Below are 24,700 nucleotides of genomic sequence, written 5' to 3'. Positions count from 1 at the left end.
CCGCTGCCTTTCCCCACTTCCGGAGACCATGATGACGATACGACTCGGCGATACCGCCCCTGATTTTGAACAAGACTCTTCCATCGGCAAACTGCATTTCCACGAGTGGGCTGGCAATTCGTGGGTGGTGCTGTTTTCGCATCCGGCCGATTTCACGCCGGTGTGCACCACCGAGCTGGGCTTGACCGCCAAGCTGAAGCCTGAATTCGACAAGCGCAACGTCAAGGCGATCGCGCTGTCGGTGGATCCGGCTGAATCGCATCAAAGCTGGATCAAGGATATCGAGGAAACCCAGAACACCGTGGTTGGCTTCCCGATCATCGCCGATGCGGACCGCAAGGTGTCGACGCTGTATGACATGATTCACCCGAACGCGTCGGTCACCGCCACCGTGCGCACGTTGTTTGTCATCGATCCGAACAAGAAGGTTCGTCTGAGCATCACTTATCCGATGAGCACCGGCCGCAACTTCGACGAGGTGCTGCGCGTGATCGATGCGCTGCAATTGACCGACGCTCATACCGTGGCTACGCCGGGCAACTGGAAGGATGGCGATGATGTCATCATCCCGTTGACGGTGCAGGATCCGGAGGTGATCAAGCAGAAATATCCTAAGGGTTTTACCGCCGCCAAGCCTTATCTGCGCGTTACCCCGCAACCGAATAAGTAACGCGGCCGCCGCGTCTATAGGGTCAGACCCCGTACGGGGTCTGACCCTTTTTGCTTTGCGGGTTAAAAATCGTATATAGCTTATCGATCTAATCAAATGAGAAATGCTTCGTTTGTAATATGACGCCTGGATGAGATTATGCAGCCCTTATAGAAGAATTTGTAATAAGGGAGCATTCATGTCCGCAGTTCTCGCAGCCTCCGGCGCGGCGCCCGCCGCCAAGGGCGCACCGTACCGTGTGATGCCGGGTTTCCGGCTATCGCTGGGGTTCACCATTTTCTACCTGACGCTGATCGTCCTGATTCCGCTGTCGGCGGTGTTCCTGAAGACCTTCACGCTGACCTGGGACGCGTTCTGGGCCGCCGTCACCTCGGCGCGCGTGATCGCCTCCTATAAGCTGACCTTCGGCGCCTCGCTGATCGGCGCCTCGATCAATGTCGTTTTCGGCGGCATCGTGGCCTGGGTGCTGGTGCGCTATGAATTTCCCGGCAAGCGCATCGTCGACGCGCTGGTCGACCTGCCGTTCGCGCTGCCGACCGCCGTCGCCGGCATCACGCTGACCGCGCTGTATTCGGCCAACGGCTGGTTCGGCCGCTTCCTTGAAGGCACGCTGGGCATCAAGGTCGCGTTCACGCCGCTGGGCATCGTCATCGCGCTGACCTTCATCGGCCTGCCGTTCGTGGTGCGCACGGTGCAGCCGGTGCTGGAGGACGCCGAGCGTGAACTGGAAGAGGCCGCCGCCAGCCTGGGCGCCAACGCTTTCCAGACCTTCAGCCGCGTGGTGTTCCCGACCATCCTGCCGTCGCTGATGACCGGCTTCGCGCTGGCCTTCGCGCGCGCCACCGGCGAATACGGTTCGGTGATCTTCATCGCCGGCAATATGCCGATGGTGTCGGAAATCACGCCGCTGTTCATCATCACCAAGCTGGAACAGTACGACTACGCCGGCGCCACCGCGATCGCGGTGGTGATGCTGGTGGCCTCGTTCCTGATGCTGTTGTCCATCAACCTGTTGCAAGCCTGGGCTCGCGGAAAGTCGGGTAAGAAATGAGTGGAATTCCTGCAACCCCCGTCCGTCGCGGCGAACTGCCGTCCGCGCCGAAGACGCTGGAGCCGGCCTGGGTGCGGATCGCGCTGATCGCGGTCGCGCTGACCTTCCTGACCCTGTTCCTGTTCGTGCCGCTGGTCGCGGTGTTCGTCGAAGCGTTCAAGAAGGGCTGGGAAGCCTATGTGTCCGCCATCGTCGAGGAGGACGCGATCTCGGCCATCAAGCTGACCCTGATCACCGCCGTCATCGCCGTGCCGCTGAACCTGGTGTTCGGCGTGGCCGCGTCCTGGTGCATCGCCAAGTTCGAATTCCGCGGCAAGAGCATCCTGCTGACGCTGATCGACCTGCCGTTCTCGGTGTCGCCGGTGATCTCCGGCCTGATCTACGTGCTGCTGTTCGGCGCGCAGGGCTGGTTCGGTCCGTGGCTGATGGAGCACGACATCAAGATCCTGTTCGCGGTGCCGGGCATCGTGCTGGCCACCATCTTTGTCACCTTCCCTTTCGTCGCGCGCGAGCTGATCCCGCTGATGCAGGCGCAGGGCAGCGAAGAGGAAGAGGCCGCCATCGTGCTGGGCGCGTCCGGCTGGGACACCTTCCGCCGCGTGACGCTGCCGAACATCAAGTGGGGCCTGCTGTACGGCGTGATTCTGTGCAACGCCCGCGCCATGGGCGAATTCGGCGCGGTGTCGGTGGTGTCCGGCCACATCCGCGGCGAGACCAACACCATGCCGCTGCAGGTCGAGATCCTCTACAACGAATACAACTTTGCGGCGGCCTTCGCCGTGGCGTCCCTGCTGGCCCTGCTGGCGCTGGTGACCCTGGCCCTGAAATCCTTTATCGCCTGGCGCTTGAATGAATCCATCGCCGACGACGTGCGCACTACGGAGTAATACCATGACGATCGAAGTTAAAAACATCAACAAGCGTTTCGGCGATTTCGTCGCCCTCAACAACGTGTCGCTGCAGTTCCCGCAAGGCGAGCTGACCGCGCTGCTGGGGCCGTCGGGCTGCGGTAAGACCACGCTGCTGCGCATCATCGCCGGCCTGGAGCATCCGGACTCGGGCCAGGTGATCCTCGATTCGAACGACGCCTCGAACCGCCACGTGCGCGAGCGCCAGGTCGGCTTCGTGTTCCAGCACTACGCGCTGTTCAAGCACATGACCGTATTCGAGAACGTCGCCTTCGGCCTGCGCGTCAAGCCGCGCGCCGAGCGTCCGTCGGAAGAGCAGATCCGGCGCAAGGTCAAGGACTTGCTGGAGCTGGTGCAGCTGGACTGGCTGGCCGACCGCTATCCGCCGCAACTGTCGGGCGGCCAGCGGCAGCGTATCGCGCTGGCGCGCGCGCTCGCGGTCGAACCGCGCGTGCTGTTGCTGGACGAACCGTTCGGCGCGCTGGACGCCAAGGTGCGCAAGGAACTGCGCCGCTGGCTGCGCCGCCTGCACGACGACCTGCACGTGACCTCGATCTTCGTCACCCACGACCAGGAAGAGGCGCTGGAAGTGGCCGACCAGGTGGTGCTGATGAACAAGGGTAACGTCGAGCAGATCGGCGCGCCGGACGAGGTGTACAACCATCCGGCTTCGCCGTTCGTCTACGGTTTCCTCGGCAACGTCAACATGTTCCATGGCCGCGTGCAGGACGGCGTGCTGGCCAGCGGCGCCGCCAGCTTCGAGGTGCCGGGCCAGCCGAGCGCCGACGGCAAGGGCACGGCCTACGTGCGTCCGCACGACCTGGACATCGAACGCTACACGCCGGGCGCCGAAGGCATCGTGGTCAAGCTGCGCCGCGCGCACGCGATCGGCCCGCTGGCCCAGCTGGACCTGGAACGCGACGACACCTCCGAGCTGATCGAGGCGGTGATGTCGAACGAACGCTTCAGCAGCCTGCAATTGAAGGAGGGCGAGACGCTGGTGGTCCGTCCCAAGCGCCTGCGGGTGTTCGTGGATCAAGGGGCGTCGATATGAACTTTCAACAGCTGCGCTCCATCCGCGAAGCGGCCCGTCGCGGCTACAACCTGACCGAAGTGGCGAACGCGCTGTTCACCTCGCAGCCGGGCGTGTCGCGCCAGATCCGCGAGCTGGAGGATGAGCTCGGCGTGGTGATCTTCGAACGCAACGGCAAGCGCCTGACCGGCATGACCGAGCCGGGCAAGGGTATCCTGAAGATCATCGACCGCCTGCTGATCGAAGCGGAAAACCTGCAACAGGCCAGCCTCGAATACACCGGCCAGCAAAGCGGCACCTTGAGCGTGGCGGCGACGCACACCCAGGCGCGCTATGCCTTGCCGAAAGTGGTGCAGAGTTTCCGCGCCGCGTATCCCGAGGTGCGCATCGCCTTGCAGCAGAGCGCGCCCGAGCACATCGCCGAATGGATCTTGTCCGGCAAGACCGACATCGGCATCGCCACCGAAGGCCTGTCGCAGTTCCCCGATCTGGTGTCGTTCCCGTGCTACCGCTGGAGCCACTTGATCGTGGTGCCGGACGGCCATCCGCTGCTGGCGCGTTCGCCGATCAAGCTGGAAGACCTGGCCGAGTTCCCGCTGATTACCTACGACGTCGGCTTCACCGGACGCGGTCATATCGACGCCGCGTTCGCGCAGGCGGGCGTCAAGCCGGACATCGTGCTGACGGCGATGGATTCGGACGTCATCAAGCAATACGTGTCGCTGGGATTGGGCGTCGGCATCGTCGCCTCGATGGCCTTCGACCACGGCCGCGACAAGGGCATGCGCGCGGTGGAAGCGTCGCACCTGTTCGCGCAGAACACCACGCGACTGGCGGTGCGCAAGGGAGCCTACCTGCGCTCGTACGCCTACCACTTCATCCAGGAATTCGCGCCGGGCCTGACCCGCGCCGACATCGACGCCGCGCTCAACGGCGGCGAAATGTCCTGACATTGTGGCGGCCGCAAAACAGTGTGAAAATTATTCGCAGCGGCATGTCTAAATGACCATATACTGATTCCCGGCATCCACTCTTGAGGAGCGCGTGATGGGGATCGGTAACTGGAAGATAGGGACCCGGCTCGCCGCCGGCCTGGGCGTGTCGATCGTCTTCATGGTGGGCATCGCCGTGATCGGCATCGGCAATCTTGGCAAGTTGAACAACAACACCAAGGACCTCGCCAGCGACAAGGTGCCGAAGGTGATACTGGCTTACGAAACGATAGGCGGCGTCAACGACATCGCCCGCGCCATGCGCAACGCCATGCTGTCCAAGGACCCCGAAGTCATCAAGGCCGAGATGGAACGGGTCGACAAACGCAAGGTGGAAAACGCCGCGCGGCTGGAGAAGCTCGGCGTGCTGATCGCCGACGACGACGACCCGCAAAGCAAAGCCAAACTGCAAGCCGTGCTGGACGCGCGCGAAAAATACATGGTGGTGCAAACCGCCTTCGTGGCCATGTCCGGCGACGTCGGCAAGCACGACGAATCGGTCACCTACCTGCTGAGCACGGTCCGCAAAGAGCAGACCGCCTACCTGAATTCGCTGACCGAGCTGGTCAAATATCAGAACGCCGCCATCGAGGACGCCAGCGCGGTCGCCGAGCAATCCTATTCCAGTTCGCGCAACATGATGATGCTGTTGACGCTGGTCGCGGCGGGCTTGGCGGCGTGGGTACTGCTGTGGATCACGCGCAGCATCACGCGGCCGCTGAACCGCGCGGTCGGCATGGCGCAGGCGGTGGCCGGTGGCGACCTGACGATGCGCATCGAATGCGACAGCACCGACGAAACCGGCCAGCTGCTGCGGGCGCTGATCGACATGAACGACAGCCTGGCGCGCACGGTGGGTCAGGTGCGCTCGGGGACCGACACCATCGCCACCGCGTCGAATCAAATCGCCAGCGGCAACCTGGATCTGTCGAGCCGTACCGAGCAGCAGGCTTCGAGTCTGGAGGAGACGGCGTCGTCGATGGAAGAGTTGACCTCCACCGTGACGCAGAACGCCGAGAACGCCAAGCAGGCCACCAAGCTGGTGGTGTCGGCGTCGGAGTTCGCCACCAAGGGCGGCGAAGTGGTGGGGCAGGTGGTGACGACGATGGGCGCGATCAAGGAAAGTTCGGGCAAGATCGTCGACATCATCAGCGTCATCGACGGCATCGCCTTCCAGACCAATATTCTCGCCTTGAACGCAGCGGTGGAAGCGGCGCGGGCGGGCGAGCAGGGGCGGGGTTTCGCGGTGGTCGCGTCCGAGGTGCGCAACCTGGCGCAGCGCTCGGCGAGCGCGGCCAAGGAGATCAAGGCCTTGATTGGACGCTCGGTGGAAACGGTCGACGCCGGCGCGGCGCTGGTGGACGAAGCCGGCGCGACGATGAACGGCATCGTCAAGGCGGTGCGGCAGGTGGCCGACATCATGAGCGCGATCAGCGCCGCCAGCAGCGAACAGAGCGCGGGGATCGAGCAGGTCAATCAAGCGATCGTCTCGATCGACGACGTAACACAGCAGAACGCCGCGCTGGTGGAGGAAGCCGCCGCCGCCGCGCAAAGCATGCGCGACCAGGCGGACTTGCTGGCGCGCGCGGTCAGCGTATTCAAGCTGGCCGGCGCACCGCAACGCCAACTCGCCATGTCCTAGTACTCCGGGGTCAGAGCTAAAAACTGGACACGGGCTCTACCGTAGCGGCCGCTACGGTAGAGCCCGTGTCCAGTTTTTAGCTCTGACCCCGGAGTTTTAGGTCACCAGCTGTAGCCGGCCTTGGCGTAGTAGTAGCGGCCGTTGAAGCCGTTCGGGGCGAAGCCGCTGTAGGGGTTGATGCCGTTGTTGTTGAGGTTGCCCAACGACGTGACCTGGTCCGGATAACGGTCGGTCACATTGTCGATGCCGACGCTCAACCGCCAGTTCTTGCTCAGCTTCACGCCCGCCGACAAATCCAATACCCATTGCGGATCGTACACCTGGTCCAGCGCCGCGCTGTTCTGCGGCACCGTGAAGCTGCCGTAGCGCGTCACCACGCCGCGCGCGTTCCAGGCGCCCAGCGTCCAATCGGTCGCCAGGCTGAACTTGTCCTTCGGCGAGCCCACCGTCAGGCGGTTGATGGTCTGGCGGTCGATCAAGGTCAGGCCGTTGGCGCTCAGCACCGCCGGGTTGGCGTTGACGTGCTCCAGCGTGTTCTTGTTGTGGTTGTAGGCGGCCGTGAAATCATAACGGCCGGCGCTCGCCAGGTCCCAACGGTAGGTGCTGACGATGTCGACGCCGGTGGTGCGGGTGTCGATGGCGTTGGTGAAGTAACGCCCGGCGCCGACCAGGATGCCTTGCGCCGCCAGCGTATTGCGCAGCACCGGCGACAAGGTCATGTTGGCCGACAAGGCGACCCGGTCGTCGATATCGATGCGGTAGGCGTCGATGCTGGCGGTCCAGTCGCGCGTCGGTTGCAGTTGCAGGCCGAGGCTGTAGTTGCGGGCTTTCTCGGCCTTCAGCGGGGTCGCGCCCAGGGCCGCCGCCGCTGCGCTGCCGACCGCGAAGGTGCCGGTCTCGATCGGTGTGTTGACGCCGTTGACCACCGAGAAATTGGTGGTGGTGATGGTGTAAAACTGCTGCGCCAGCGACGGCGCGCGGAAGCCGGACGAGGCGGTGCCGCGCAACGATACCTTGTCGTTGAAGGCATAGCGCGCCGAGCCCTTGGCCGAGGTGGTGCTGCCGAAATCGCTGTAGCGCTCGTGGCGCAGCGCGGCCGAGGCCGAGAACTGCTTGGTGATCTCGGCTTCCAGGTTGCCGTAGATCGATTCGTTGTGGCGGCTGTTGCTGCCGGCGTTGATCGGGCGGAAGCCGGAGAAGCCTTGCGCGCCGGTGCCGCTGTAGGACGCCAGGTCGCCGGCGCCGATCTCGTATTTCTCATGCCGTGCTTCGACGCCCAGCGCCACCGTCAGCGGGCCGCTGAACGCTTCCACCGGGAACTCGCGCGCGACGTCGAAGTTGAACAGCGCCTGCTTGTTGCTCAGCTTGCCCGCGTAGAAATGGGTCGGGCTGTTGGCGCCGAGGTCGAGGTTGGCGGTATTGTCCAGGTCCAGCTTGAATTCGTTCTGGCCGTAGTTGAGGCTGGCGTCCCAACGCCAGCCGGACACTTCGCCGCGCAGTCCGGTGACCAGCGTGGCGTCGGTCGAGGTGCTGTTCTCCAGCGGCAGGAAGCCTTCCGGGAACAGCGGCGTGCGGCCGGAGGTGCGCCAGGTGGCGGCGGCCTCGGTCTCGCGCCGCCCGTAGTTGGCGAAGGCGTACCAGTCGACGTTGTCGTTGATGCGGTACTGGCTGTTGACGAACAGTGTGCGCGGCTTGGTCTCCGGATCGCCGAAGCGCTGGTTGACGCGGCCGTAGCGCGGTTCGGTCGGGGTGCGGAAATCGGCGCCGGCACGGTTGGTCGGATCGCGGTCGGCGGCCTCGATGGCGACCCGCACCCAGCCGTCGTCGCCGAGGCTGAAGCCGGTCGAGCCGCGCAGGGTTTTCTGCTTGCCGTCGCGCTCCTGGTACTCGCCGAAGCCGACTTCGACCTCGCCGCCGTTCGCGCCTTTTTTGAGGATGATGTTGATCACGCCGGCGATCGCGTCCGAGCCGTACTGGGCCGCCGCGCCGTCGCGCAGCACTTCGATGTGGTCGATGGCCGACAGCGGGATCGCGTTCAGGTCGACCGGCGCCGAGCCGCGTCCCTGGGTGCCGTTGACGTTGACCACCGCCGAGGTGTGGCGGCGCTTGCCGTTGACCAGCACCAGCGTCTGATCCGGCGACAGGCCGCGCAGCTGGGCCGGACGCACGGCGTCGCTGGCGTCGGCGCCGGACGGGCGCGGGAAATTCATCGACGGCAGCAGGCGGCCGAGCACGGTGGCCAGCTCGGTCGAGCCGCTGGCCTGCAGCTCGCGCGCGCCGATGATGTCGACCGGCGATTCGGAATCGATGGTGCGGCGGTTCTTGGCATAGGTGCCGGTGACGACCACGGATTGCAGCTCGCCGTCGGCGGCCTGCTGCGCGAAGGCGGGAACGACGACGGTGGCGATCAGGCTGGCGAGCAGCAGGGGCTGGGCGATGGGACGTGAAGGCATGTGATTTGTCTCGGGACTGTTGTGATTGGAAAAATCTTATCAGCGGGCGTCCATATTGCCCACGAATGGTTACGTCTAATGATATTCAAGAATTGGATATCGCGTGCGGACCGGGGCCTATTGGATCAGCATATGCCCCAGATTTTTCGCCACATGGTCGGCGAAGGCGCGGGCGGCGGGCTTGGCGGCGCGGCCGGCGGGGAACACGGCGTGCAGCTCGATGTCGCCCATGCTCCAGTCCGCAAGCAGGCGCACCAGCGAGCCTTTCTGCAACTCCTTCAGGCAGGCGCCCAAGGTCATCGACGCGATGCCGATGCCGGCCAGCGCGGCGGCGGTCGACACCTCGTTGACGGACACGGACAGCTGGCCGTCGACCCGCACCGCGAGCGTCTTGCCGTCCCGGGTGAACGACCACGCGTGCGCCAGCCGGCCGGGACCGGCAATGACGGAATGCTGCGCCAGCTCCGCCGGCGTGTGCGGCGTGCCGGCGCGCCGCAGGTAGTCGGGCGAGGCGGCGAGCACGCGTTCGGCCGCGCCCAGCCGCTGCGCCGTCGCGCTGGAATCGGGCAGCGGACCGAAGCGCAGGCCGACGTCGACGCCTTCGGCCACCAGGTTCTGCCGCAGGTCGTCCAGCAGCAGCTCGACGCGCAGGTCGGGATGCTGGTCGAGGAAGGCTTGCAGATGGGGCATCAGGCCGCGTATCGCCATGCTGGAGGACACGCCCACGCGCAGCACGCCGCGCAGCCGGCCGCCGCCGCGCGCGGCGTGTTCGGCGTCGTCCAGCGCATCGAGCACCGGTTCGACGCGGGCCAGGAAGTCGGCGCCGGCTTCGGTCAGCGTCACGGCGCGGGTGGTGCGCGTCAGCAGCGCCGCGCCGATGTCCTGCTCCAACGTGGCGATCAGGCGCGACACGGTCGGCTGCGGAATCTTGAGTTCGCGGCCGGCGGCCGAAAAGCTGCCCTTGCGCGCGACGCGCACGAACAGGCGTAGGGTGAACAGGCGATCATGCATTTATTTATCCATGGTTTGAATAAATGATAGACGAATTTGCCGGCTACCGCAGGATTTATGCATGAGTGATGATGTCTTCGAGGCCAGCGTGTCGCCGGCCACTTCAAGAGGAAATCATCATGTCGCAACAAAAACTGGCGGGAAAAGTCGCACTGGTCACCGGTGCATCCAAGGGCATCGGCGCGGGCATCGCCAAGGAGCTGGCGGCGCAGGGCGCGGCGGTGGTGGTCAACTACGCGTCGAGCGAGCAGGACGCGGCCAAGGTGGTGGCCGAGATCATCGTCGCCGGCGGCAAGGCGATCGCGGTCCGGGGCAGTGTGGCGCTGGCGGCGGATGTGGAGCGGCTGGTCGCGGCGGCGCACACGGCCTACGGCCGGCTCGACATCCTGGTCAACAATGCGGGCGTGTACGCGTTCGGTCCGTTGGAGTCGGTGACGGCGGAAGGCGTGCGCGCCATGTTCGACGTCAACGTCACCGGCCTGCTGCTGGCGAGCCAGGCGGCCGCGGCGGCGTTCCCGGCCGAAGGCGGCAGCATCGTCAATATCGGCTCGGTGGTCGGCGAGTTGCCGCCGGGCGGGGCCGCCGTGTACGCGTCGACCAAGGGCGCGGTCAACACCATCACGCGCAGCCTGGCCAAGGAGCTGGGGCCGCGCAAGATCCGCGTCAACGCGGTCAATCCGGGCGCGACCGCCACCGAAGGTTTCGCCAGCGCCGGCCTGCACGGCGACTTCTCGCAGATGATCGTCGGCCTGACGCCGCTGGGCCGGCTGGGTGAGGCGGCCGACATCGCCAAGGCGGTGGCCTTCCTGGCCTCCGACGACGCCGGCTGGATCACCGGCTCGCTGCTCGACGCGGCCGGCGGCTGGCGATAACTCCGGGGTCAGAGCTAAAAACTGGACACGGGCTCTGCTGTAGCTTTCGCTACAGCAGAGCCCGTGTCCAGTTTTTAGCTCTGACCCCGGAGTTTACTGGCCTGGGTTGGTGATGCTGGCGTGGATGGCGTCGACTTCGGCGATGACTTCGGCCGGCAGCGCAATTTCGAAGGCGTCGATGTTTTCCTTCAGCTGCGCCAGCGTGGTGGCGCCGATGATGGTCGAGGCCACGAACCAGCGCGAGTAGACCCACGCCAGCGCCAGCTGCGCCGGCGTCAGGCCGTGCTCGCGCGCCAGCCGGGCGTACCGCGCCACCGCTTCCAGCACCGCCGGCCGCAGGTAGCGCGGGCTCCAGGTCGGCGGGAAGAGCGTCAGCCGGCCGTGCGCCTTGGCGTCGTCGTGATACTTGGCGCTCAGCTGGCCGAAGGCCAGCGGGCTGTACGCCAGCAGGCTGACGTTTTCGCGGAAGCAGGTCTCGTCCAGCAGGCTGGTTTCGTAGTGGCGCGCCGTCAGGTTGTACAGGTTCTGGATGGTGGCGATGCGCGGCAAGCCCTTGATCTCAGCCTGTTTGGTGAACTGGTTCACGCCCCAGCACGATTCGTTCGACACGCCGATCGCGCCGATCTTGCCTTCCTTGATCAGCTCGCCCAGCGCGGCCAGCGTTTCCTCGATCGCGACGCTGGCGCGCTCGTGCTGCGGATTGAATACGTTGTTGCCGAAGATGGGCACGTTGCGGCTCGGCCAGTGCAATTGGTATAAATCGATATGGTCGGTCTGCAGCCGCTGTAAACTGGTCTCGACCGCCGCCCGCAGGTTGGCGGCGTCGTGGTTCTGCTTGCCGCCACGAATCCAGCTCATGCTCTTGTTCGGCCCGGCCGCCTTGGTGGCCAGCACCACCTGGTCGCGCAGCCCGGTCTTCTTGAGCCAGGTGCCGATGATGCGCTCGGTCGAGCCCTGGGTCTCCGCGCGCGGCATCACCGGATAAGTTTCGGCGGTGTCGATGAAGTTGATGCCGCGCTCATAGGCGTAGTCGAGCTGGCTGTGCGCGTCGGCTTCGGTGTTCTGTTCGCCGAAGGTCATCGTGCCCAGGCAGATCTTGCTGACCTGGAGGTCGCTGGATCCAAGTTGCGTCTTCTGCATAGTTAATCTCCTTAGCGGCCGCGCACCGCGTCCGCGCAATCGCGGATCAGCGCCGGGCCGGCGTAGATCAGGCCGCTGTACAGCTGCACCAGCTGCGCGCCGCAGTCCATTTTCATCTTGGCGTCCGCGCCGCGCATGATGCCGCCGACGCCGATGATCGGCAGCGCGTCGCCCAGTTCCGCCTTCAGCATGCGGATCACGTTGTTGGACGCGGCGAACACCGGCGCGCCCGACAGCCCGCCCGCTTCGGCGCCGTGCAGCATGCCGGTGACGGCGTCGCGGCTCAGCGTGGTGTTGGTGGCGATCACGCCGTCGATCTTGTGGCGCATCAGCGCGTCGGCGATGTTCTTGACCTGGTCGCCGTCCATGTCCGGCGCGATCTTCAGCGCCAGCGGCACATAGCGCTGGTGCTGGTCGGCCAGGCGTAGCTGCGCCTGCTTGAGGGTGGCGAGCAGGCTGTCCAGTTCCGAGCCGCCCTGCAGCTGGCGCAGATTCTTGGTGTTCGGCGACGAGATGTTGACCGTCACGTAGCTGGCGTACGGGTAGACTTTTTCCAGGCAGTGCAGGTAGTCGTCGGTGGCGCGTTCGATCGGGGTGTCGGCGTTCTTGCCGATGTTCAGGCCTAGCACGCCGGCCTTGTCCTGGTAGAAGCGCGACGCCTGTACGTTGGCGACGAAGGCGTCGACGCCGCCGTTGTTGAAGCCCATGCGGTTGATGATGGCGTGCGCTTCCGGCAGGCGGAACATGCGCGGCTTGGCGTTGCCCGGCTGCGCGCGCGGCGTCACCGTGCCCACTTCGATCGAGCCGAAGCCGAGGTCGGCCAGCGCGTCGATGTAGGCGCCGTCCTTGTCCAGTCCGGCGGCCAGGCCGACCGGGTTCTTGAAGGTGATCCCCATGACCGTGCGCGGGTCGGCCTTGGGTTGCTTGACCAGCCTGGTCAGGCCCAGCGCGGCGGCGCGCTTGAGCGCGGGAAGGGTGAAGTGGTGGGCGGCTTCGGCGTCCATCGAGAACAGCATCGGACGTGCCAGGGAATACAGGAATTTTTCGGACATGGGGCGCTCAGGTTGTGGTTCGCCCGTATTTTATCAGGCGTCCAGCACGCTCCATATGCCTTTGATCCGCGCTTCCAGCGGTTTGAAGTTGGTTTTGTAGGACATCTTCGGGCTTTCCTTGATCCAGTAGCCCAGGTAGACGTAGGGCAGCTTCAGCTCGCGCGCCTGCGCGATCTGCCATAAGACGTTGAAGGTGCCGTAGGAGGCGCCTTCGACGTCCGGATCGAAAAAGGTGTACACCGACGACAGCCCGTCCGACAGCACGTCGATGATGCTGACCATGCGCAGCGTGCCGTCCGGCTCGCGGAATTCCACCAGCCGCGTGTTGACCCGGCTTTGCAGCAGGAACTGCGCGTACTGGTCGCGGCTGTCCTGGTCCATGCCGCCGCCGGCGTGACGCTTGCTCTGGTAGCGCAGGTAGAGGTCGTAGTGCTCGTCGGAGAACGACAGCGTCGCGACGCCGGTCATCAGGTCGCCGTGCCGGCTCCAGGCGCGCCGCTGGCCGCGGCTGGACTTGAACTGGTCGGCCACCACCCGCACCGGAATGCAGGCCTGGCAGCCGTCGCAATATGGCCGATAGGTAAAGATTCCGCTGCGGCGGAAGCCGCTCTTGACCAGCTCCGAGTACACGTCCGCATTGATCAGGTGCGAGGGCGTCGCGACCTGCGAGCGCGCCTGGCGCGCGTCGAGGTAGCTGCAAGGGTAGGGCGCCGTGGTGTAAAACTGCAGCGTCGCGAAAGGCAGGTCGTTGAGGTGCGTCATGCACGTCCTATCGGGGGCGGTTGTTTAATGCCAATGATAGCGCTTCGTCCGCGATCGCGCTGTCACCCTTAGCTTAACTGTCCGGGGCCGGCGCTGCAATGGGTTCCCACTTAGTGATCTGCGGCAACTCAATAGTGTTGCGCAGATGCGCCAGGAACTGTGCGCGCGGGATCGGCGACGCGCCCAGCGAGGCCAAATGGCCGGTTTCCTGCTGACAATCGATCATCGCCACGCCGTGCGCGCGCAGAAAGCGCACCAGGTGGGCCAGCGCCACCTTGGAGCCGTCGGTGACGCGGGCGAACATCGATTCGCCGTAGAACATGCGGCCGATGCTGACGCCGTAGGCGCCGCCGACCAGTTCGCCGTCCAGCCACAGCTCGGCCGAGTGGGCGTAGCCGAGCCGGTGCAGGCCGGTGTAGCCGGCCACGATGTCGTCCGAGATCCAGGTGCCGGGGCCGTCGCGGCGCGGCGCGGCGCAGGCGCGCATCACGTCTTCGAAGGCGCTGTCGAAGCGCACCTGCCAGCGGCCGCCGTCGGCCATGCTGCGCTCGATGCGGCGCAGGGTTTTCTTCAGGCTGTCGGAGATGCGGAAGCGTTCGGTCATCAGCACCATGCGCGGATCGGTGCTCCACCACAGGATCGGCTGGCCTTCGGAGAACCAGGGGAAGATGCCGCGCCGGTACGCCATCAGCAGCCGCTGCGGCGACAGGTCGGCGCCGGCCGCCAGCAGTCCGGGCGCGTCGCTGGTCAGCGCTTCGGAAACGTCCGGAAACGGGCTATGGATGTCGAGCCAGGGGATCATGTCACGGCGTCACGTTGCGGCGGGCTCGGAGCGCATGTTGTGGGTGATGTCCTGGGTGTGGAAGCCGTAGCCGCCGCCGTCGCGCATGCGGGCGCGGTCGGCGAAGAACAGTTCCAGCGTGGTGCGGATGGTGGGGAAGGCCAGCTCGTCCCACGGGATTTCCGCTTCCGTGAACATTTGCACGTCGAGGCTTTCCTCGCCGGGCGCGAAGTCGAGATCGATCAGCGTGGCCAGGTAGAACATATGCACCTGGTGCACGCGGGCGACGTTGAGCAGCGTGAACAGCTTGCCCAGTTCGATGTTGGCGCCGGCTTCCTCCTCGGTTTCGCGGATCGCCGCTTCGGCCGTGGTTTCATTGTTTTCCATAAAGCCGGCCGGCAGCGTCCAGTAGCCGTAGCGCGGCTCGATGGCGCGTTTGCACAGCAGGATCTTCAGTTCGCCGTCGCGCTCCCAGACGGGGATCGAGCCCAGCACCATTTTCGGATTCTGGTAGTGGATCGCGGAGCAGTTGGCGCAGACGTAGCGGGGACGGTTGTCGCCGGCCGGGATAGCCAGGCTGACGGGGGCGGCGCATTCGGAACAAAATTTCATATGGGAGTGGCTCAAGTCGGTTTATGGCTACTTTACACCGATTGCGCGCGCTACGGCATGGCCCGTGCCAGCCTATTCCTGTAAGTAACTGCATTTATTCGGGCTATCGCGCTTGTTTTCAGGATTAAGATTGCCTAAACCGGCGATGTGCCCTATAATAGCTACATACAGACGCGGGGTGGAGCAGTCTGGCAGCTCGTCGGGCTCATAACCCGAAGGTCACAGGTTCAAATCCTGTCCCCGCAACCAAATTCGAAAGCCGTTGATGCCGTCAGGTGTCAGCGGCTTTTTCACTTTTGCCCGGGCCAGAAATCTTCATCGAGGATTTGATCGACGGTGAAGGGATTTTCCTTTGGGAAGGTCGAAAGCGGAAGATGGGTTTCTTTCGCGGCGTCCTTGACCGCTTTGGCGTAGCCTTTCGCGACATAGGCGTCAAGGCTCGGACGCAGGCTGGGCATCTGCGTCAGGATGCCGGCGATTTCAAGCCGGTGTCCATTGATGGTGCGGATCCAGCTGGCGGAGATGCGCTCTGGCTGGTATTTGTATTTCAGCAAATGTGTCATCAAGCCGATCAGGCGATGGGCGACTTCGCGCTTGTCTTTTCTCACTTGATATTCCAGCTCTGAAATGACGTTGTCCAGATCCAGTTGATCAAACTTTCCGGCTCGCAGTAGTGCGATCTGGGTGTTGGTCCAGATGAGGGCGTCGGTTTCGTAGTCGCTGTTGATGTGATCGTCCATGGGGCACCTCCGCTATCTTAGGGCGCTGGTCGGAGCTTCACTTTACGCTTGCTCAAGCCAGCGTGGCGTACGATTTCCGGATGAAGTCGAGCATCGCGGGCGTGGCCCAGGTGCCGGTAAGCAGGCGCGGTTCGCGTTCGTGCGCTTCGCGGATCCTGGCCAGGGTCGCCGGATTGTCGCCGATGCGCGCGCGGAACAGCAGCATCCATTCGCGCGCCAGCGCCTGCGACGCGGGGTCGTCCGGCGCGGCCCCGGTCTCGAGGTGCAGGTGCACCTTCGCCAGCAGCACGCTCCATTCTTCGTCATGCCGGGCGCCGTGTGCGCGCATGTGTTGCAGTTCGTCGGCGTCGAGATAGTCGGCGTACAGCGCCAGCCGGTGCGCGCTGAAAGCCTGCATCACGTACTGCTTCAACTGCGGCGTGATCCCGGTGTGCAGCTGTGCCGACGGCTCCATCTCCAGCATGACCGTGACGCGGCGCGCGAATTCGGGATTGGCCGCCGTGTCGCGCTCCAGCATTTGCATCCAGCGTTCGGCCAGCGCGCGCGCCTGCGCGTCGTCGGCGCGGACGCCTTGCCGCATCAGCTCCTGTATCTGCCGCACCAAGGCCGCCCAGCCGCTGTTGCGGCGCGCGTCCTGCTGCCAGAACGGCAGGCGGCGCAACTCATCCTTCGTAAAGTATTTGTCGTAGAGGTTCATCAGCTCCAGCGCCGACAGCCAGTCGGTCAGCGCCGGCTCGCCGCCGTCGGCCATCTGCCGGTGCAGCTGGGACAGCCGTTCGCGCAGCGCGGTCGCTTGCGCAATTTGCTGGCCCAGCGCGTCGATCTGCTGCGCGACCACGTCGGCGAACGGCGCTTCGGGGCTGGCGAGAAAGGTGCCGATGTCGGCCAGGGACATGCCGAAGCGCCGCAGCGCCTGGATCTGGTGCAGCCGCGCCACGTCGGCGCGGTTGTACAGACGGTAGCCGGCGTCGGTGTGCGCCGATGGCGTCAGCAGGCCGATGCTGTCGTAGTGATGCAGCGCGCGCACCGTGAGGCCGGAGCGCGCGGCCAGTTCGCCGATCTTCAACACGGCTTGGTCTCGATGTTCTATCATGCGCGATAGTGTACGACGAATCAGGCCACCGCATCCTTCGGCAGCTTGAGCAGCAACGCCAGCAGCGACGCCAGTTCCGCGCGCATCGCGCGGCGGTCGACGATCATGTCGATGGCGCCGCGTTCCAGCAGGAACTCGGGCCGCTGATAGCCTTCCGGCAGCGTCACGCCCAGCGTGCTTTTGATGACGCGCGCGCCGGTGAAGGCGATCAGCGCCTTCGGTTCGGCGATCACCAGGTCGCCCAGAAAACAGAACGAGGCCGAGATGCCGCCCGAGGTCGGGTCGGTCAGCACCGAGACGAAGGGCAGCCGCTTTTCGGCCAGCTTGGCCAGCATGGCGGTGGTCTTCGCCATCTGCATCAGCGACATCAAGCCTTCCTGCATGCGCGCGCCGCCGCTGGCGGTGATGCAGATGAACGGCACGTGCTGTTCGATCGCCGCCTTCACGCCGCGCACGAAACGCTCGCCGACCACGGCGCCCATCGAGCCGCCCATGAAGTCGAATTCGAAGCAGGCCACCACCACCGGCAGCGACAGGATGGCGCCGGAAATGACGATCAGGGCGTCGGTCTCGCCGGTGGCCTCCATCGCCGACTTGAGGCGCTCCGGATAGCTTTTGCTGCCCTTGAACTTCAGCGTATCGACCGGCAGCACTTCCTGGCCGATCTCGTGCCGCCCGCCGCCGTCGAGCAGCGCGTCGAGCCGGGCGCGGGCGCGGATGCGCATGTGGTGGCCGCACTTGGGGCAAACGTGCAGACTGGCTTCCAGGTCGGCGCGGTACAGCACCGCGTCGCAGGCGGCGCACTTGGTCCACAGGCCGGCCGGTATCGACTGGCGCGGTTCGGCGCCGCGCTGAATGCGCGGCGGTAGCAGTTTTTCGATCCAGCTCATGGGCTCTCGCATGGTGAAGACATGCCGGGAGCGTAAAGCCTGAAGTAGCGTCAGGCTCAAGCGAAATCTATTCGGGATCGCGCGGGTGCAGGCTGGCCCACAGGTGCGCGGCGGCCATGGTGCGGTGCGGGCTGTAGCGGGCCAGGATTTTTTCGGTACGCGGCATGTCTGGCTTGACCTCTTCGCCGAGCAGCGCTTGCAGCGCGGCGCGGATCGCGACGTCGCCGTGCAGCGAGCAGTCGGCGTGGCCATAGCCGCGCAGCAGCGCGTAATTGACGGTCCATGGGCCGATGCCCTTGAGCGCCAGCAGCGCGGCCGAGATACGATCGATGCTGTTGGCCGGCGAGACGTCGAGATCGAGCTCGCCGTCGGCGACCAGGCGCGCCAGCCGCAGCAAGGTCTCCGCCTTGGCGCGCGAGAATTTGCGGCTGGTCAGGTCGTCGATCTCCAGCCTGGCGACGTCGTCGGCGGCGGGGTAGCACCACAAGCCGCTGCTGTGCCGCCGGCCGGCCTGCAGGATGAAGGTGCGGCGCAGCGCGATCGCGAACGACAGATTGATCTGCTGGCCGATGATGGCCCAGGTCAGCGCCTCGAACACGGTGGCCGACTGCACGATGCGCAGGCCGGGCTGCGCGCGCGTCAGCGGCCCGAACATCTCGTCGCCGGCGGCGAAGACGCTGAACGGCTCGGGATCGATGCGCAGGCCGAGGATGCTCAGCGCCGCCTCGCGCACCCGCTGCTGCGCGGCCTTGGACAGCTTGCCATCGGCATGCACGGCGCAGCTGGCGCTGGCCGGCGACATCGGCTGCGGCGCGGGCGGCAGCGCGATGTCGAGCACCACCGGCACGCCGTCCAGCAGCATGCCTTTGCGCAGGCGCTCGGCGCTGACTTCCTCGGCCACGCTTTCGGCATCGCGGCTGTGGAAGGCCAGCACGTCGTGCAGGCGGTAGTCGGCCGGCAGCGTCAGCGCAAAGCCCTTCATACCGGCTTGGCCTTGTTGAGGAAGCCGAGGTTCGGCCGGAAGCCGGTCACCAGCGCGGTGCCGGTGATGACGATGGCGGCGCCGACGATGGTGTACCAGCCCACGGTCTCGCCGAGGAACAGCATGCCCCACAGGATGCCGAACAACGGGCTGAGGAAAGTCACCGTCAGCGCCGACGACGGGCCGACATCCTGGATCAGGCGGAAGTAGATCAGGTAAGCCACGCCGCTGCACAACACGCCCAGCGCGATCACCGCGCCCATGATGCCGATGGTCGGTTCGGCCGGCGCCGGGAAGAACGGCACCACCGGCAGCACCAGCAGCGCCGCCGCCCACATCGAGCCGTGCGCGTTGGCGAACGGTTCGACCGTCTTGGCCTGCTTGGCGTAGTTGCTGGCGATGCCGTAGTTGAAGGAGGCGAACAGCACGGCGGCGATGGCGATGCCGGCGCCGGGTTTGGCGCTGACGTGGTCGAAGCCGACCAGCAGCGCGACGCCGCAAGTGCCCAGCGCGAGGCCGAGCATCACTTTGCCGGTGACCATCTGGCGCGACCAGACGGCGGCGATCAGCGTGCCCCACAGCGGCGTGGTGGCGTTGAGCACCGCCAGCAAGGACGCCGACAGCGTGCGCGCGGCGAAGGCGAACATCAGGAACGGCAACGCGGAGTTGAACAGGCCGAGGATCAGGTAGTGCTTCCAGTGGGCGCGCAGGTCGAGCTTCTTTTTGAGGAACAAGCCGATGACGGCCAGGAACAGCGCGGCGAACAGCACGCGGTATTCGATCAGCACCGCCGCGCCCAGCACCGGCGCGGCGATCCGCATGAACAGGAAGGAGCCGCCCCAGATGGCGGCCAGGAAGATCAGTCGAAGGAGGTTGGCGGTGCTCATGCGGATTCCGGTTGGATGCGGGATCACCATTGTCGCCGACGCCGGCCGCCGGTGAAAGCCGATTCTTGCTTTTGAATTCTACACGGCCGGATTGAGCGGCGCCGTAACCCGGTAAGGCGGGGTCAGACCCCGTACGGGGTCTGACCCCTGTGCGCCGCCGTGCGGGTCAGACCGCACCGCTGTCGACGGCGCATACCGAGTCGCCGGCCGCCACCGGCGTCGCGCTGTGCGGCACCAGCAAGCCCGCCGGCACGCCGTTCTTAATCGCCGTCATCTCGGCCAGGATGGAAATCGCGATCTCCGACGGCGTCTTGCTGCCGATGTACAGGCCGATCGGTCCGTGCAAACGCGCCAGCTGCTCCGGCGTCAGATCGAATTCCAGCAGCCGTTCGCGGCGCTTGCTGTTGTTCAGCCGCGAGCCGATCGCGCCGACGTAGAACGCCTCCGACTTCAGGGCCTCCATCAGCGCCAGGTCGTCCAGCTTGGGATCGTGGGTCAGCGCCACCACCGCGCTGCGATGGTCGAGCCGCAGCGACAGCACGATATCGTCCGGCATGTCGTGCACCAGCTGCACGCCGTCGACATGCCAGCCGCTGCGATACTCCTCGCGCGGATCGCAGACGATGACGTGGTAATCCATCGCGGTGGCGATCTGCGCCAGGAAGCGCGACAGCTGTCCGGCGCCGATGATCAGCAGGCGCCAGCGCGGGCCGTGCAGCGTGACCATCACCTGTTCGCTGACCTGCATCTGCGCCCCGGGCGCGGCCCTGGACAGCTCCACCGCGCCGCTGCGCAGGTCGAGCCGGCGCTGCACCAGCTCATGTTGTTCCAATCGCTGCAGCAGCTCGTCGATGCGGCTCTGCCGCGACAGCGGTTCGATCGACAGTTCGATGGTGCCGCCGCAGGGCAGGCCGAAACGGTGCGCCTCGTCGGCGGTGATGCCGTAGCTGACGATTTCGGGGATGGTGCGGCTGATGCCGTGGTCGCGCACGCGGGCGATCAGGTCGTCCTCGATGCAGCCGCCCGAGACCGAGCCGATCACCGTGCCGTCTTCGCAGATGGCCAGCGTGGCGCCGACCGGGCGCGGGCTGGAGCCCCAGGTCTTGATGACGGTGATCAGTTCACAGCGTTTCCCTGCGGCGATCCATGCGGCGCTGGTTTTTAATACTTCGAGATCGATAGAGTCCATGATTGGAATATACTACGGCTCTCTAAAGCTTGCAGGGAACAAGTACCATGGCCCCACCAAAGGAAGATGACGGCTCGCCCAAGTTCGGCCGCCTGCTGATCGTGCTGATACTCGCGGTGGTGTTCTGCGGCTTCCTGACCTGGGTGATGGCGCGCTTCTTCCCCAACTTCCCGAATTAAAGCTTGCAGGCGGCCGTCAGCGCGCTGTCGAACGGGCTGTCCGGCACGATGTCTTCGGGGCTGAATTTCTCGTATTTGTAGTTTTCCACCGGCTCGCCCTTGCCCATGGCCTCGGGATAGAACACCTGCGACAGCAGGGTGGTGGTGCGTTCCTCGCAGGAATACAGGTGCAGCGCCTTGACCGAACGGTAAGGCTTGCCCTCCGGCGTGTTCTGCGGCCGCGCGTAGCTCTGCATCGACCACACCTTGCGGGTCTTGTCCATCTTGATGATGCTGGCCTTGTCGATGTAGAAGGCGTTGCCGCTGCCGCCGCCGACCCGCGCCCATTGCGCGGCCTGGGCCCAGCCGGCCGCCAACATCAGGATGACTGCGATCAGGCCGGGTTTGTTCATGGCGGACTCTCTGCTTTAAGGCACCAGTGGTTTCTTGGCCGCCTGCTTGTTCCGGATGTCGGCGACGGTCTTGTCGATCGCGGCCAGGCGGAAGGAAACGGCGGGATGGACCGCAGTATACCCGTTCAGCACCGTGGCCGGATACTGGGTCGCGAGACGCTGCCAGAAGGCGCGGGCGCCGTCGACGCTGTAGCCGGCGCGCGCCACCATGTACAGCGACAGCGCATCGGCCGCCGCGTCCAGGTCCTGCGGCATCGGCTTGACGCCGGCGCTGCCGATCAGCATCGACACGTCAGGCCGCACCGCGACCAGGTTGTCGATGATGCTGCCGATGGTGTAGGCCTGCTTGGTGGTGGCGGCGTGGCCCAGCACATTGTGGGCGATGTCCTTGGCCAGCACATAGGCGATGGCTTCGTCGCTCTGCGCGAAGTTGACCATGCCGCGCGTGATCATCACACGCTGGCCGTCGGCGTAGGAGTTGATGTTGTCGGAGTTGCCGATGTCGATCTTGAAGGCGCAGGCGCGCGTGACCGGCACCTTCAGCGCCTGGTTGGCGCCGTTGCGCGCCACCGTCAGGTTCAGCACCTTGTTGCTGGAGGCCAGCGGGCCAAGCACGGCGGCGGCCTGGGTCTCGGCGTTGGCGCCGGTCGGCAGGGTCTTGGCTTCCGCCGCCACCAGGCCGTCGCCTTTTTTCAGGCCGACGCGCGCGGCGCCGCTGCCGGACAGCACGCTGGCCACTTCCAGCCGGTCGCCGTAGTTCAGCACCGCTTGCGCGGCGTCGACGAATTCGCCGGTGTACGAGTATTTGTTCTTGGCGGTGAAGCCGAGCAGGTTGCGGGCCTGGGTGCGGCACAGGTCCGCGTTATTGATCAGCAGCGGGCCGGCGACGCGGTACAGGCGATCCTGCAGCGCCACCATCTGCGCCAGCTGCGTGCGCGCGGCCGCCATCTTGGCGGTGACCACCGGCGCGCCTTCGGTGGCGGTGGTGACCACCGCCGGCGGCGGTTCCGGCGTGGTCGGCCTGGATTGGAAATTCGAGCAAGCCGTCAGCAGCGATGCCGCCGCGGCCAGGGATAAACCGCCGAACCGATTGTTGGTGTTGCGCTGAACCATCCCTGTGCTCCGTTGTTTTTAGTGTTTTCCAGTGCTGCCGAAACCGCCGGCGCCGCGCTCGCTGGTGTCGAATTCGTCCACGATATTGAAGCCGACCTGCAGGACCGGCACGATGATCAACTGGGCCAGGCGTTCCATCGGGTTCAGCGTGAAGGCGCTGTGGCCGCGGTTCCAGGTTGAAATCATCAATTGGCCCTGATAATCGGAGTCGATCAAGCCTACCAGATTCCCCAGCACGATGCCGTTCTTGTGCCCCATGCCGCTGCGCGGCAGGATCATCGCGGCGTAGCCCGGATCGGCGACGTGGATCGCCAGTCCGGTCGGGATCAACACGGTTTGTCCGGCTTCGATCACCAGCGGCGCGTCGATGCAGGCGCGCAGGTCGAGACCCGCCGAACCTGGAGTGGCGTAGGCCGGCAGTTGGTCCTTCATGCGCGGGTCGAGGATTTTGACGTCGATATTTTTCATGATTTGCTGAACAGGGAATGCTTGGAGATGCGTTTGGAGATTTCGGAAATCAGCTGGCGCGCCAGCGTCAGTTTGTCGGCGCGCGGCAGGATGGTGTGGCCGTTTTCATCGAACAGGATGATGGTGTTGTCGTCCTGGCCGAAGGTGTGGTGGCCGATGTTCCCCACCAGCAGCGGGATGCCTTTCTTTTCACGCTTGTCGGCGCCGAACTGGATCAGGTTTTCCGATTCGGCGGCGAAGCCGACGCAGTAAGGGTGTCCGGCCAGCGAGGTGCGGGCGGCGACGGTGGCCAGGATGTCCGGGTTCTGCTCGAACTTCAGGTCGGGCACCGAGCCGTCAGGGTTCTTCTTCAGTTTCTGGTCGCTGGCGTTGGAGATGCGCCAGTCGGCGACCGCCGCCACCGCGATGAAGATGTGCTGGTGGTCGACGTTGGCCATCACCGCGTCGTACATCTGCACCGCGCTTTGCACGTTGATGCGGGTGACGCCGAACGGCGCCGGCAGCGCGGTCGGGCCGGACACCAGCACCACTTCGGCGCCGGCCTCGCGCGCGGCGCGCGCCACGGCGTAGCCCATCTTGCCCGAGGACAGATTGGTGATGCCGCGCACCGGGTCGATCGGTTCGAAGGTCGGGCCGGCGGTGATCAGGATGCGCTTGCCCGCCAGGACCTTCTGCTGGAACGAGGCGATCAGCTCTTCGAGCAGTTGCGACGGTTCCAGCATGCGGCCCATGCCCACTTCGCCGCAGGCCTGGTCGCCGGCGGCCGGGCCGAAGATGACCACGCCGTCGTCGCGCAGCTGCTGCGCGTTGCGCTGGGTGGCGGGGTTCTGCCACATCTCGACGTTCATCGCCGGCGCCACCAGCAGCGGCACCAGGCGCGGACGCGCCAGGCACATGGTCGACAGCAGGTCGTCGCAGACGCCGTGCGACAGCTTGTACATGAAGTCGGCCGAGCAGGGTGCGATGATGATGGCGTCGGCGTCGCGGGTGACGTCGATGTGGGCCATGTTGTTGTCGACGCGCGGGTCCCACTGGTTGCTGAACACCTTGTTGCCCGACAGGGCCTGCATGGTGACGGCGGTGATGAAGTGGGTCGCGGCTTCGGTCATCACGACCTGCACCGAGGCGCCGGCCTTGGTCAGCGCGCGGCACAGTTCCGCCGCCTTGTAGCAGGCCACGCCGCCGGACAGGCCGAGGACGATTTTCTTACCGGTGAGTTCCATCTTGATGCTCCGTTCTTAACGGTTCACCCGGCGCAGTTCGTCCAGGATGAACAGGGCGGCGCCGATGCAGATCGCCGAGTCGGCGAGGTTGAACGCCGGGAAGTGGCCGAAACCGCTCCAGTGGAAGTCGAGGAAGTCGACCACGTGGCCGTACAGCAGGCGGTCGATGACGTTGCCGACCGCGCCGCCCAGGATCAGCGCCAGCGCCCACGCAAACATGCGCTGGCCGCCGTGCTTTTTCAGCAGGATCACGATGTAGATCGCCGCGCCGATGCCGATCGCGGTGAAGAAGTGGCGCTGCCAGCCGCCGGCGTTGCTGAGGAAGCTGAACGCCGCGCCCTTGTTATACGCCAGCACCAGGTTGAAGAAGGAGGTGATGATCTTCTCCTCGCCCAGCTGGAAGGTCTTGGTGATGGTGATCTTGGACAGCTGGTCGAACAGGATGACGATGGCGGCGATGCCCAGCCACGGCGTGAGACTCGACGAGGATTTGGTCGGGAAGATTTTTTTAGTGGCCATGTTTTTTCAAGTGGTTCGCTGAGGGCTCCCGCTTGCGCGGGAGCGA

The 24,700-nt window shown here is 65.3% G+C and carries 26 protein-coding genes and 1 tRNA gene; 9 read left to right on the top strand and 18 right to left on the bottom strand.

The window, feature by feature from the left end:
* Window positions 1–31: 31 nt before the first annotated feature.
* From GW587_RS09260 to GW587_RS09235, 6 genes are all read left to right on the top strand, one after another.
* On the top strand, window positions 32–670 hold the full coding sequence (locus tag GW587_RS09260) for a peroxiredoxin (protein WP_166101655.1): 639 nt from the start codon (window positions 32–34) through the stop codon (window positions 668–670).
* A gap of 178 nt (window positions 671–848) precedes the next feature.
* Window positions 849–1,721 (top strand): sulfate ABC transporter permease subunit CysT, encoded by an 873-nt coding sequence (cysT, locus tag GW587_RS09255; RefSeq protein WP_166101395.1) that lies wholly within the window; start codon window positions 849–851, stop codon window positions 1,719–1,721.
* The gene (gene cysW, locus GW587_RS09250) at window positions 1,718–2,608 is read left to right on the top strand and encodes a sulfate ABC transporter permease subunit CysW (protein WP_166101393.1); all 891 of its coding nucleotides are present in this window, start codon (window positions 1,718–1,720) and stop codon (window positions 2,606–2,608) included. Before cysT ends, cysW begins: the two co-directional genes overlap by 4 nt.
* 4 nt (window positions 2,609–2,612) lie before the next feature.
* The gene (locus GW587_RS09245; protein ID WP_166101390.1) at window positions 2,613–3,683 is read left to right on the top strand and encodes a sulfate/molybdate ABC transporter ATP-binding protein; all 1,071 of its coding nucleotides are present in this window, start codon (window positions 2,613–2,615) and stop codon (window positions 3,681–3,683) included.
* Complete coding sequence (locus GW587_RS09240) at window positions 3,680–4,612, top strand: CysB family HTH-type transcriptional regulator (RefSeq protein WP_166101387.1); 933 nt, start codon at window positions 3,680–3,682, stop codon at window positions 4,610–4,612. Before GW587_RS09245 ends, GW587_RS09240 begins: the two co-directional genes overlap by 4 nt.
* A gap of 97 nt (window positions 4,613–4,709) precedes the next feature.
* The gene (locus GW587_RS09235) at window positions 4,710–6,296 is read left to right on the top strand and encodes a methyl-accepting chemotaxis protein (protein ID WP_166101384.1); all 1,587 of its coding nucleotides are present in this window, start codon (window positions 4,710–4,712) and stop codon (window positions 6,294–6,296) included.
* Between the two features lie 101 nt (window positions 6,297–6,397).
* On the opposite strand, the gene GW587_RS09230 is transcribed toward GW587_RS09235, so the two are convergent.
* Together GW587_RS09230 and GW587_RS09225 are read right to left on the bottom strand one after the other, a co-directional pair.
* Complete coding sequence (locus GW587_RS09230; protein ID WP_166101381.1) at window positions 6,398–8,749, bottom strand: TonB-dependent receptor plug domain-containing protein; 2,352 nt, start codon at window positions 8,747–8,749, stop codon at window positions 6,398–6,400.
* 117 nt (window positions 8,750–8,866) lie between these two features.
* On the bottom strand, window positions 8,867–9,760 hold the full coding sequence (locus GW587_RS09225; RefSeq protein ID WP_166101378.1) for a LysR family transcriptional regulator: 894 nt from the start codon (window positions 9,758–9,760) through the stop codon (window positions 8,867–8,869).
* A 119-nt stretch (window positions 9,761–9,879) separates the two neighbouring features.
* Here GW587_RS09225 and GW587_RS09220 point away from each other — a divergent pair, with 119 nt between their 5' ends.
* Window positions 9,880–10,632, top strand: coding sequence for an SDR family NAD(P)-dependent oxidoreductase (locus GW587_RS09220; RefSeq protein ID WP_166101376.1), 753 nt, complete (start codon window positions 9,880–9,882; stop codon window positions 10,630–10,632).
* A 93-nt stretch (window positions 10,633–10,725) separates the two neighbouring features.
* On the opposite strand, the gene GW587_RS09215 is transcribed toward GW587_RS09220, so the two are convergent.
* The 5 genes from GW587_RS09215 to GW587_RS09195 all read right to left on the bottom strand — a co-directional run bounded on the left by GW587_RS09215 (window position 10,726) and on the right by GW587_RS09195 (window position 14,979).
* Window positions 10,726–11,772, bottom strand: a complete 1,047-nt coding sequence (locus GW587_RS09215; RefSeq protein ID WP_166101373.1) for an aldo/keto reductase — start codon at window positions 11,770–11,772, stop codon at window positions 10,726–10,728.
* Window positions 11,773–11,783: 11 nt separating this feature from the next.
* Entirely contained in the window at window positions 11,784–12,824 is a 1,041-nt protein-coding gene (locus tag GW587_RS09210; RefSeq protein WP_166101371.1) for a quinone-dependent dihydroorotate dehydrogenase, read from the bottom strand.
* Between the two features lie 33 nt (window positions 12,825–12,857).
* Window positions 12,858–13,586, bottom strand: a complete 729-nt coding sequence (locus GW587_RS09205; protein ID WP_166101368.1) for an arginyltransferase — start codon at window positions 13,584–13,586, stop codon at window positions 12,858–12,860.
* Window positions 13,587–13,659: 73 nt separating this feature from the next.
* Window positions 13,660–14,388 (bottom strand): leucyl/phenylalanyl-tRNA--protein transferase, encoded by a 729-nt coding sequence (gene aat / locus GW587_RS09200; RefSeq protein WP_166101366.1) that lies wholly within the window; start codon window positions 14,386–14,388, stop codon window positions 13,660–13,662.
* Window positions 14,389–14,397: 9 nt separating this feature from the next.
* Complete coding sequence (locus tag GW587_RS09195; protein ID WP_166101363.1) at window positions 14,398–14,979, bottom strand: NUDIX hydrolase; 582 nt, start codon at window positions 14,977–14,979, stop codon at window positions 14,398–14,400.
* A gap of 172 nt (window positions 14,980–15,151) precedes the next feature.
* Here GW587_RS09195 and GW587_RS09190 point away from each other — a divergent pair.
* Window positions 15,152–15,228 (top strand) — tRNA-Met (locus tag GW587_RS09190).
* A 41-nt stretch (window positions 15,229–15,269) separates the two neighbouring features.
* Here GW587_RS09190 and GW587_RS09185 read toward each other — a convergent pair.
* The 6 genes from GW587_RS09185 to GW587_RS09160 form a co-directional block, all read right to left on the bottom strand.
* Window positions 15,270–15,719, bottom strand: coding sequence for a DUF29 domain-containing protein (locus GW587_RS09185; protein ID WP_166101360.1), 450 nt, complete (start codon window positions 15,717–15,719; stop codon window positions 15,270–15,272).
* A gap of 52 nt (window positions 15,720–15,771) precedes the next feature.
* Window positions 15,772–16,812: a MerR family transcriptional regulator gene (locus GW587_RS09180; protein WP_166101357.1), complete on the bottom strand. Its 1,041-nt coding sequence runs from the start codon at window positions 16,810–16,812 to the stop codon at window positions 15,772–15,774.
* Window positions 16,813–16,832: 20 nt separating this feature from the next.
* A complete protein-coding gene (gene accD / locus GW587_RS09175) occupies window positions 16,833–17,702 on the bottom strand; it encodes an acetyl-CoA carboxylase, carboxyltransferase subunit beta (protein WP_166101355.1) in 870 nt (289 codons plus the stop codon).
* A gap of 67 nt (window positions 17,703–17,769) precedes the next feature.
* Entirely contained in the window at window positions 17,770–18,684 is a 915-nt protein-coding gene (locus tag GW587_RS09170) for a DNA-3-methyladenine glycosylase family protein (protein WP_166101353.1), read from the bottom strand.
* Window positions 18,681–19,571, bottom strand: a complete 891-nt coding sequence (locus tag GW587_RS09165; protein ID WP_166101351.1) for a DMT family transporter — start codon at window positions 19,569–19,571, stop codon at window positions 18,681–18,683. Before GW587_RS09165 ends, GW587_RS09170 begins: the two co-directional genes overlap by 4 nt.
* Window positions 19,572–19,737: 166 nt before the next feature.
* Entirely contained in the window at window positions 19,738–20,760 is a 1,023-nt protein-coding gene (locus GW587_RS09160; protein WP_166101349.1) for an XdhC family protein, read from the bottom strand.
* A 47-nt stretch (window positions 20,761–20,807) separates the two neighbouring features.
* Here GW587_RS09160 and GW587_RS31630 point away from each other — a divergent pair, with 47 nt between their 5' ends.
* The gene (locus tag GW587_RS31630; protein WP_267878044.1) at window positions 20,808–20,939 is read left to right on the top strand and encodes a hypothetical protein; all 132 of its coding nucleotides are present in this window, start codon (window positions 20,808–20,810) and stop codon (window positions 20,937–20,939) included.
* Here the strand turns inward: GW587_RS31630 and GW587_RS09155 are convergent.
* Genes GW587_RS09155 through lspA form a run of 5 tightly spaced genes read right to left on the bottom strand, consistent with a single transcriptional unit; the run spans window position 20,936 to window position 24,654 of the window.
* Window positions 20,936–21,331, bottom strand: a complete 396-nt coding sequence (locus tag GW587_RS09155) for a surface-adhesin E family protein (RefSeq protein WP_166101346.1) — start codon at window positions 21,329–21,331, stop codon at window positions 20,936–20,938. The two genes, GW587_RS31630 and GW587_RS09155, sit on opposite strands and share 4 nt — an antisense overlap.
* Before the next feature lie 15 nt (window positions 21,332–21,346).
* Complete coding sequence (locus GW587_RS09150; RefSeq protein WP_166101343.1) at window positions 21,347–22,444, bottom strand: M48 family metallopeptidase; 1,098 nt, start codon at window positions 22,442–22,444, stop codon at window positions 21,347–21,349.
* An 18-nt stretch (window positions 22,445–22,462) separates the two neighbouring features.
* Window positions 22,463–22,912: a dUTP diphosphatase gene (gene dut, locus GW587_RS09145; RefSeq protein WP_166101340.1), complete on the bottom strand. Its 450-nt coding sequence runs from the start codon at window positions 22,910–22,912 to the stop codon at window positions 22,463–22,465.
* Window positions 22,909–24,135, bottom strand: a complete 1,227-nt coding sequence (coaBC, locus tag GW587_RS09140) for a bifunctional phosphopantothenoylcysteine decarboxylase/phosphopantothenate--cysteine ligase CoaBC (protein WP_166101338.1) — start codon at window positions 24,133–24,135, stop codon at window positions 22,909–22,911. The genes dut and coaBC overlap by 4 nt, the downstream gene beginning before the upstream one ends.
* Before the next feature lie 15 nt (window positions 24,136–24,150).
* Entirely contained in the window at window positions 24,151–24,654 is a 504-nt protein-coding gene (gene lspA / locus GW587_RS09135; RefSeq protein WP_166101336.1) for a signal peptidase II, read from the bottom strand.
* Window positions 24,655–24,700: the final 46 nt, after the last annotated feature.

The sequence above is a fragment of the Duganella aceris genome, from assembly GCF_011090165.1.
Taxonomy (GTDB): domain Bacteria; phylum Pseudomonadota; class Gammaproteobacteria; order Burkholderiales; family Burkholderiaceae_D; genus Rugamonas; species Rugamonas aceris.
Note: the sequence above shows the minus strand (reverse complement) of the source record. Positions and strands in the feature narration are given on the sequence as shown.

Coding starts and splice junctions, on each gene's coding strand:
- cysT (WP_166101395.1), top strand. CDS start 849: ATGTCCGCAGTTCTCGCAGCCTCCGGCGCGGCGCCCGCCGCCAAGGGC.
- GW587_RS09225 (WP_166101378.1), bottom strand. CDS start 9,760: ATGCATGATCGCCTGTTCACCCTACGCCTGTTCGTGCGCGTCGCGCGC.
- GW587_RS09155 (WP_166101346.1), bottom strand. CDS start 21,331: ATGAACAAACCCGGCCTGATCGCAGTCATCCTGATGTTGGCGGCCGGC.
- GW587_RS09165 (WP_166101351.1), bottom strand. CDS start 19,571: ATGAGCACCGCCAACCTCCTTCGACTGATCTTCCTGGCCGCCATCTGG.
- GW587_RS31630 (WP_267878044.1), top strand. CDS start 20,808: ATGGCCCCACCAAAGGAAGATGACGGCTCGCCCAAGTTCGGCCGCCTG.
- dut (WP_166101340.1), bottom strand. CDS start 22,912: ATGAAAAATATCGACGTCAAAATCCTCGACCCGCGCATGAAGGACCAA.
- GW587_RS09230 (WP_166101381.1), bottom strand. CDS start 8,749: ATGCCTTCACGTCCCATCGCCCAGCCCCTGCTGCTCGCCAGCCTGATC.
- GW587_RS09205 (WP_166101368.1), bottom strand. CDS start 13,586: ATGACGCACCTCAACGACCTGCCTTTCGCGACGCTGCAGTTTTACACC.
- accD (WP_166101355.1), bottom strand. CDS start 17,702: ATGAGCTGGATCGAAAAACTGCTACCGCCGCGCATTCAGCGCGGCGCC.
- GW587_RS09210 (WP_166101371.1), bottom strand. CDS start 12,824: ATGTCCGAAAAATTCCTGTATTCCCTGGCACGTCCGATGCTGTTCTCG.
- GW587_RS09150 (WP_166101343.1), bottom strand. CDS start 22,444: ATGGTTCAGCGCAACACCAACAATCGGTTCGGCGGTTTATCCCTGGCC.
- GW587_RS09260 (WP_166101655.1), top strand. CDS start 32: ATGACGATACGACTCGGCGATACCGCCCCTGATTTTGAACAAGACTCT.
- GW587_RS09185 (WP_166101360.1), bottom strand. CDS start 15,719: ATGGACGATCACATCAACAGCGACTACGAAACCGACGCCCTCATCTGG.
- GW587_RS09160 (WP_166101349.1), bottom strand. CDS start 20,760: ATGGACTCTATCGATCTCGAAGTATTAAAAACCAGCGCCGCATGGATC.
- GW587_RS09220 (WP_166101376.1), top strand. CDS start 9,880: ATGTCGCAACAAAAACTGGCGGGAAAAGTCGCACTGGTCACCGGTGCA.
- lspA (WP_166101336.1), bottom strand. CDS start 24,654: ATGGCCACTAAAAAAATCTTCCCGACCAAATCCTCGTCGAGTCTCACG.
- GW587_RS09195 (WP_166101363.1), bottom strand. CDS start 14,979: ATGAAATTTTGTTCCGAATGCGCCGCCCCCGTCAGCCTGGCTATCCCG.
- aat (WP_166101366.1), bottom strand. CDS start 14,388: ATGATCCCCTGGCTCGACATCCATAGCCCGTTTCCGGACGTTTCCGAA.
- coaBC (WP_166101338.1), bottom strand. CDS start 24,135: ATGGAACTCACCGGTAAGAAAATCGTCCTCGGCCTGTCCGGCGGCGTG.
- GW587_RS09235 (WP_166101384.1), top strand. CDS start 4,710: ATGGGGATCGGTAACTGGAAGATAGGGACCCGGCTCGCCGCCGGCCTG.
- GW587_RS09170 (WP_166101353.1), bottom strand. CDS start 18,684: ATGAAGGGCTTTGCGCTGACGCTGCCGGCCGACTACCGCCTGCACGAC.
- GW587_RS09180 (WP_166101357.1), bottom strand. CDS start 16,812: ATGATAGAACATCGAGACCAAGCCGTGTTGAAGATCGGCGAACTGGCC.
- GW587_RS09245 (WP_166101390.1), top strand. CDS start 2,613: ATGACGATCGAAGTTAAAAACATCAACAAGCGTTTCGGCGATTTCGTC.
- GW587_RS09240 (WP_166101387.1), top strand. CDS start 3,680: ATGAACTTTCAACAGCTGCGCTCCATCCGCGAAGCGGCCCGTCGCGGC.
- cysW (WP_166101393.1), top strand. CDS start 1,718: ATGAGTGGAATTCCTGCAACCCCCGTCCGTCGCGGCGAACTGCCGTCC.
- GW587_RS09215 (WP_166101373.1), bottom strand. CDS start 11,772: ATGCAGAAGACGCAACTTGGATCCAGCGACCTCCAGGTCAGCAAGATC.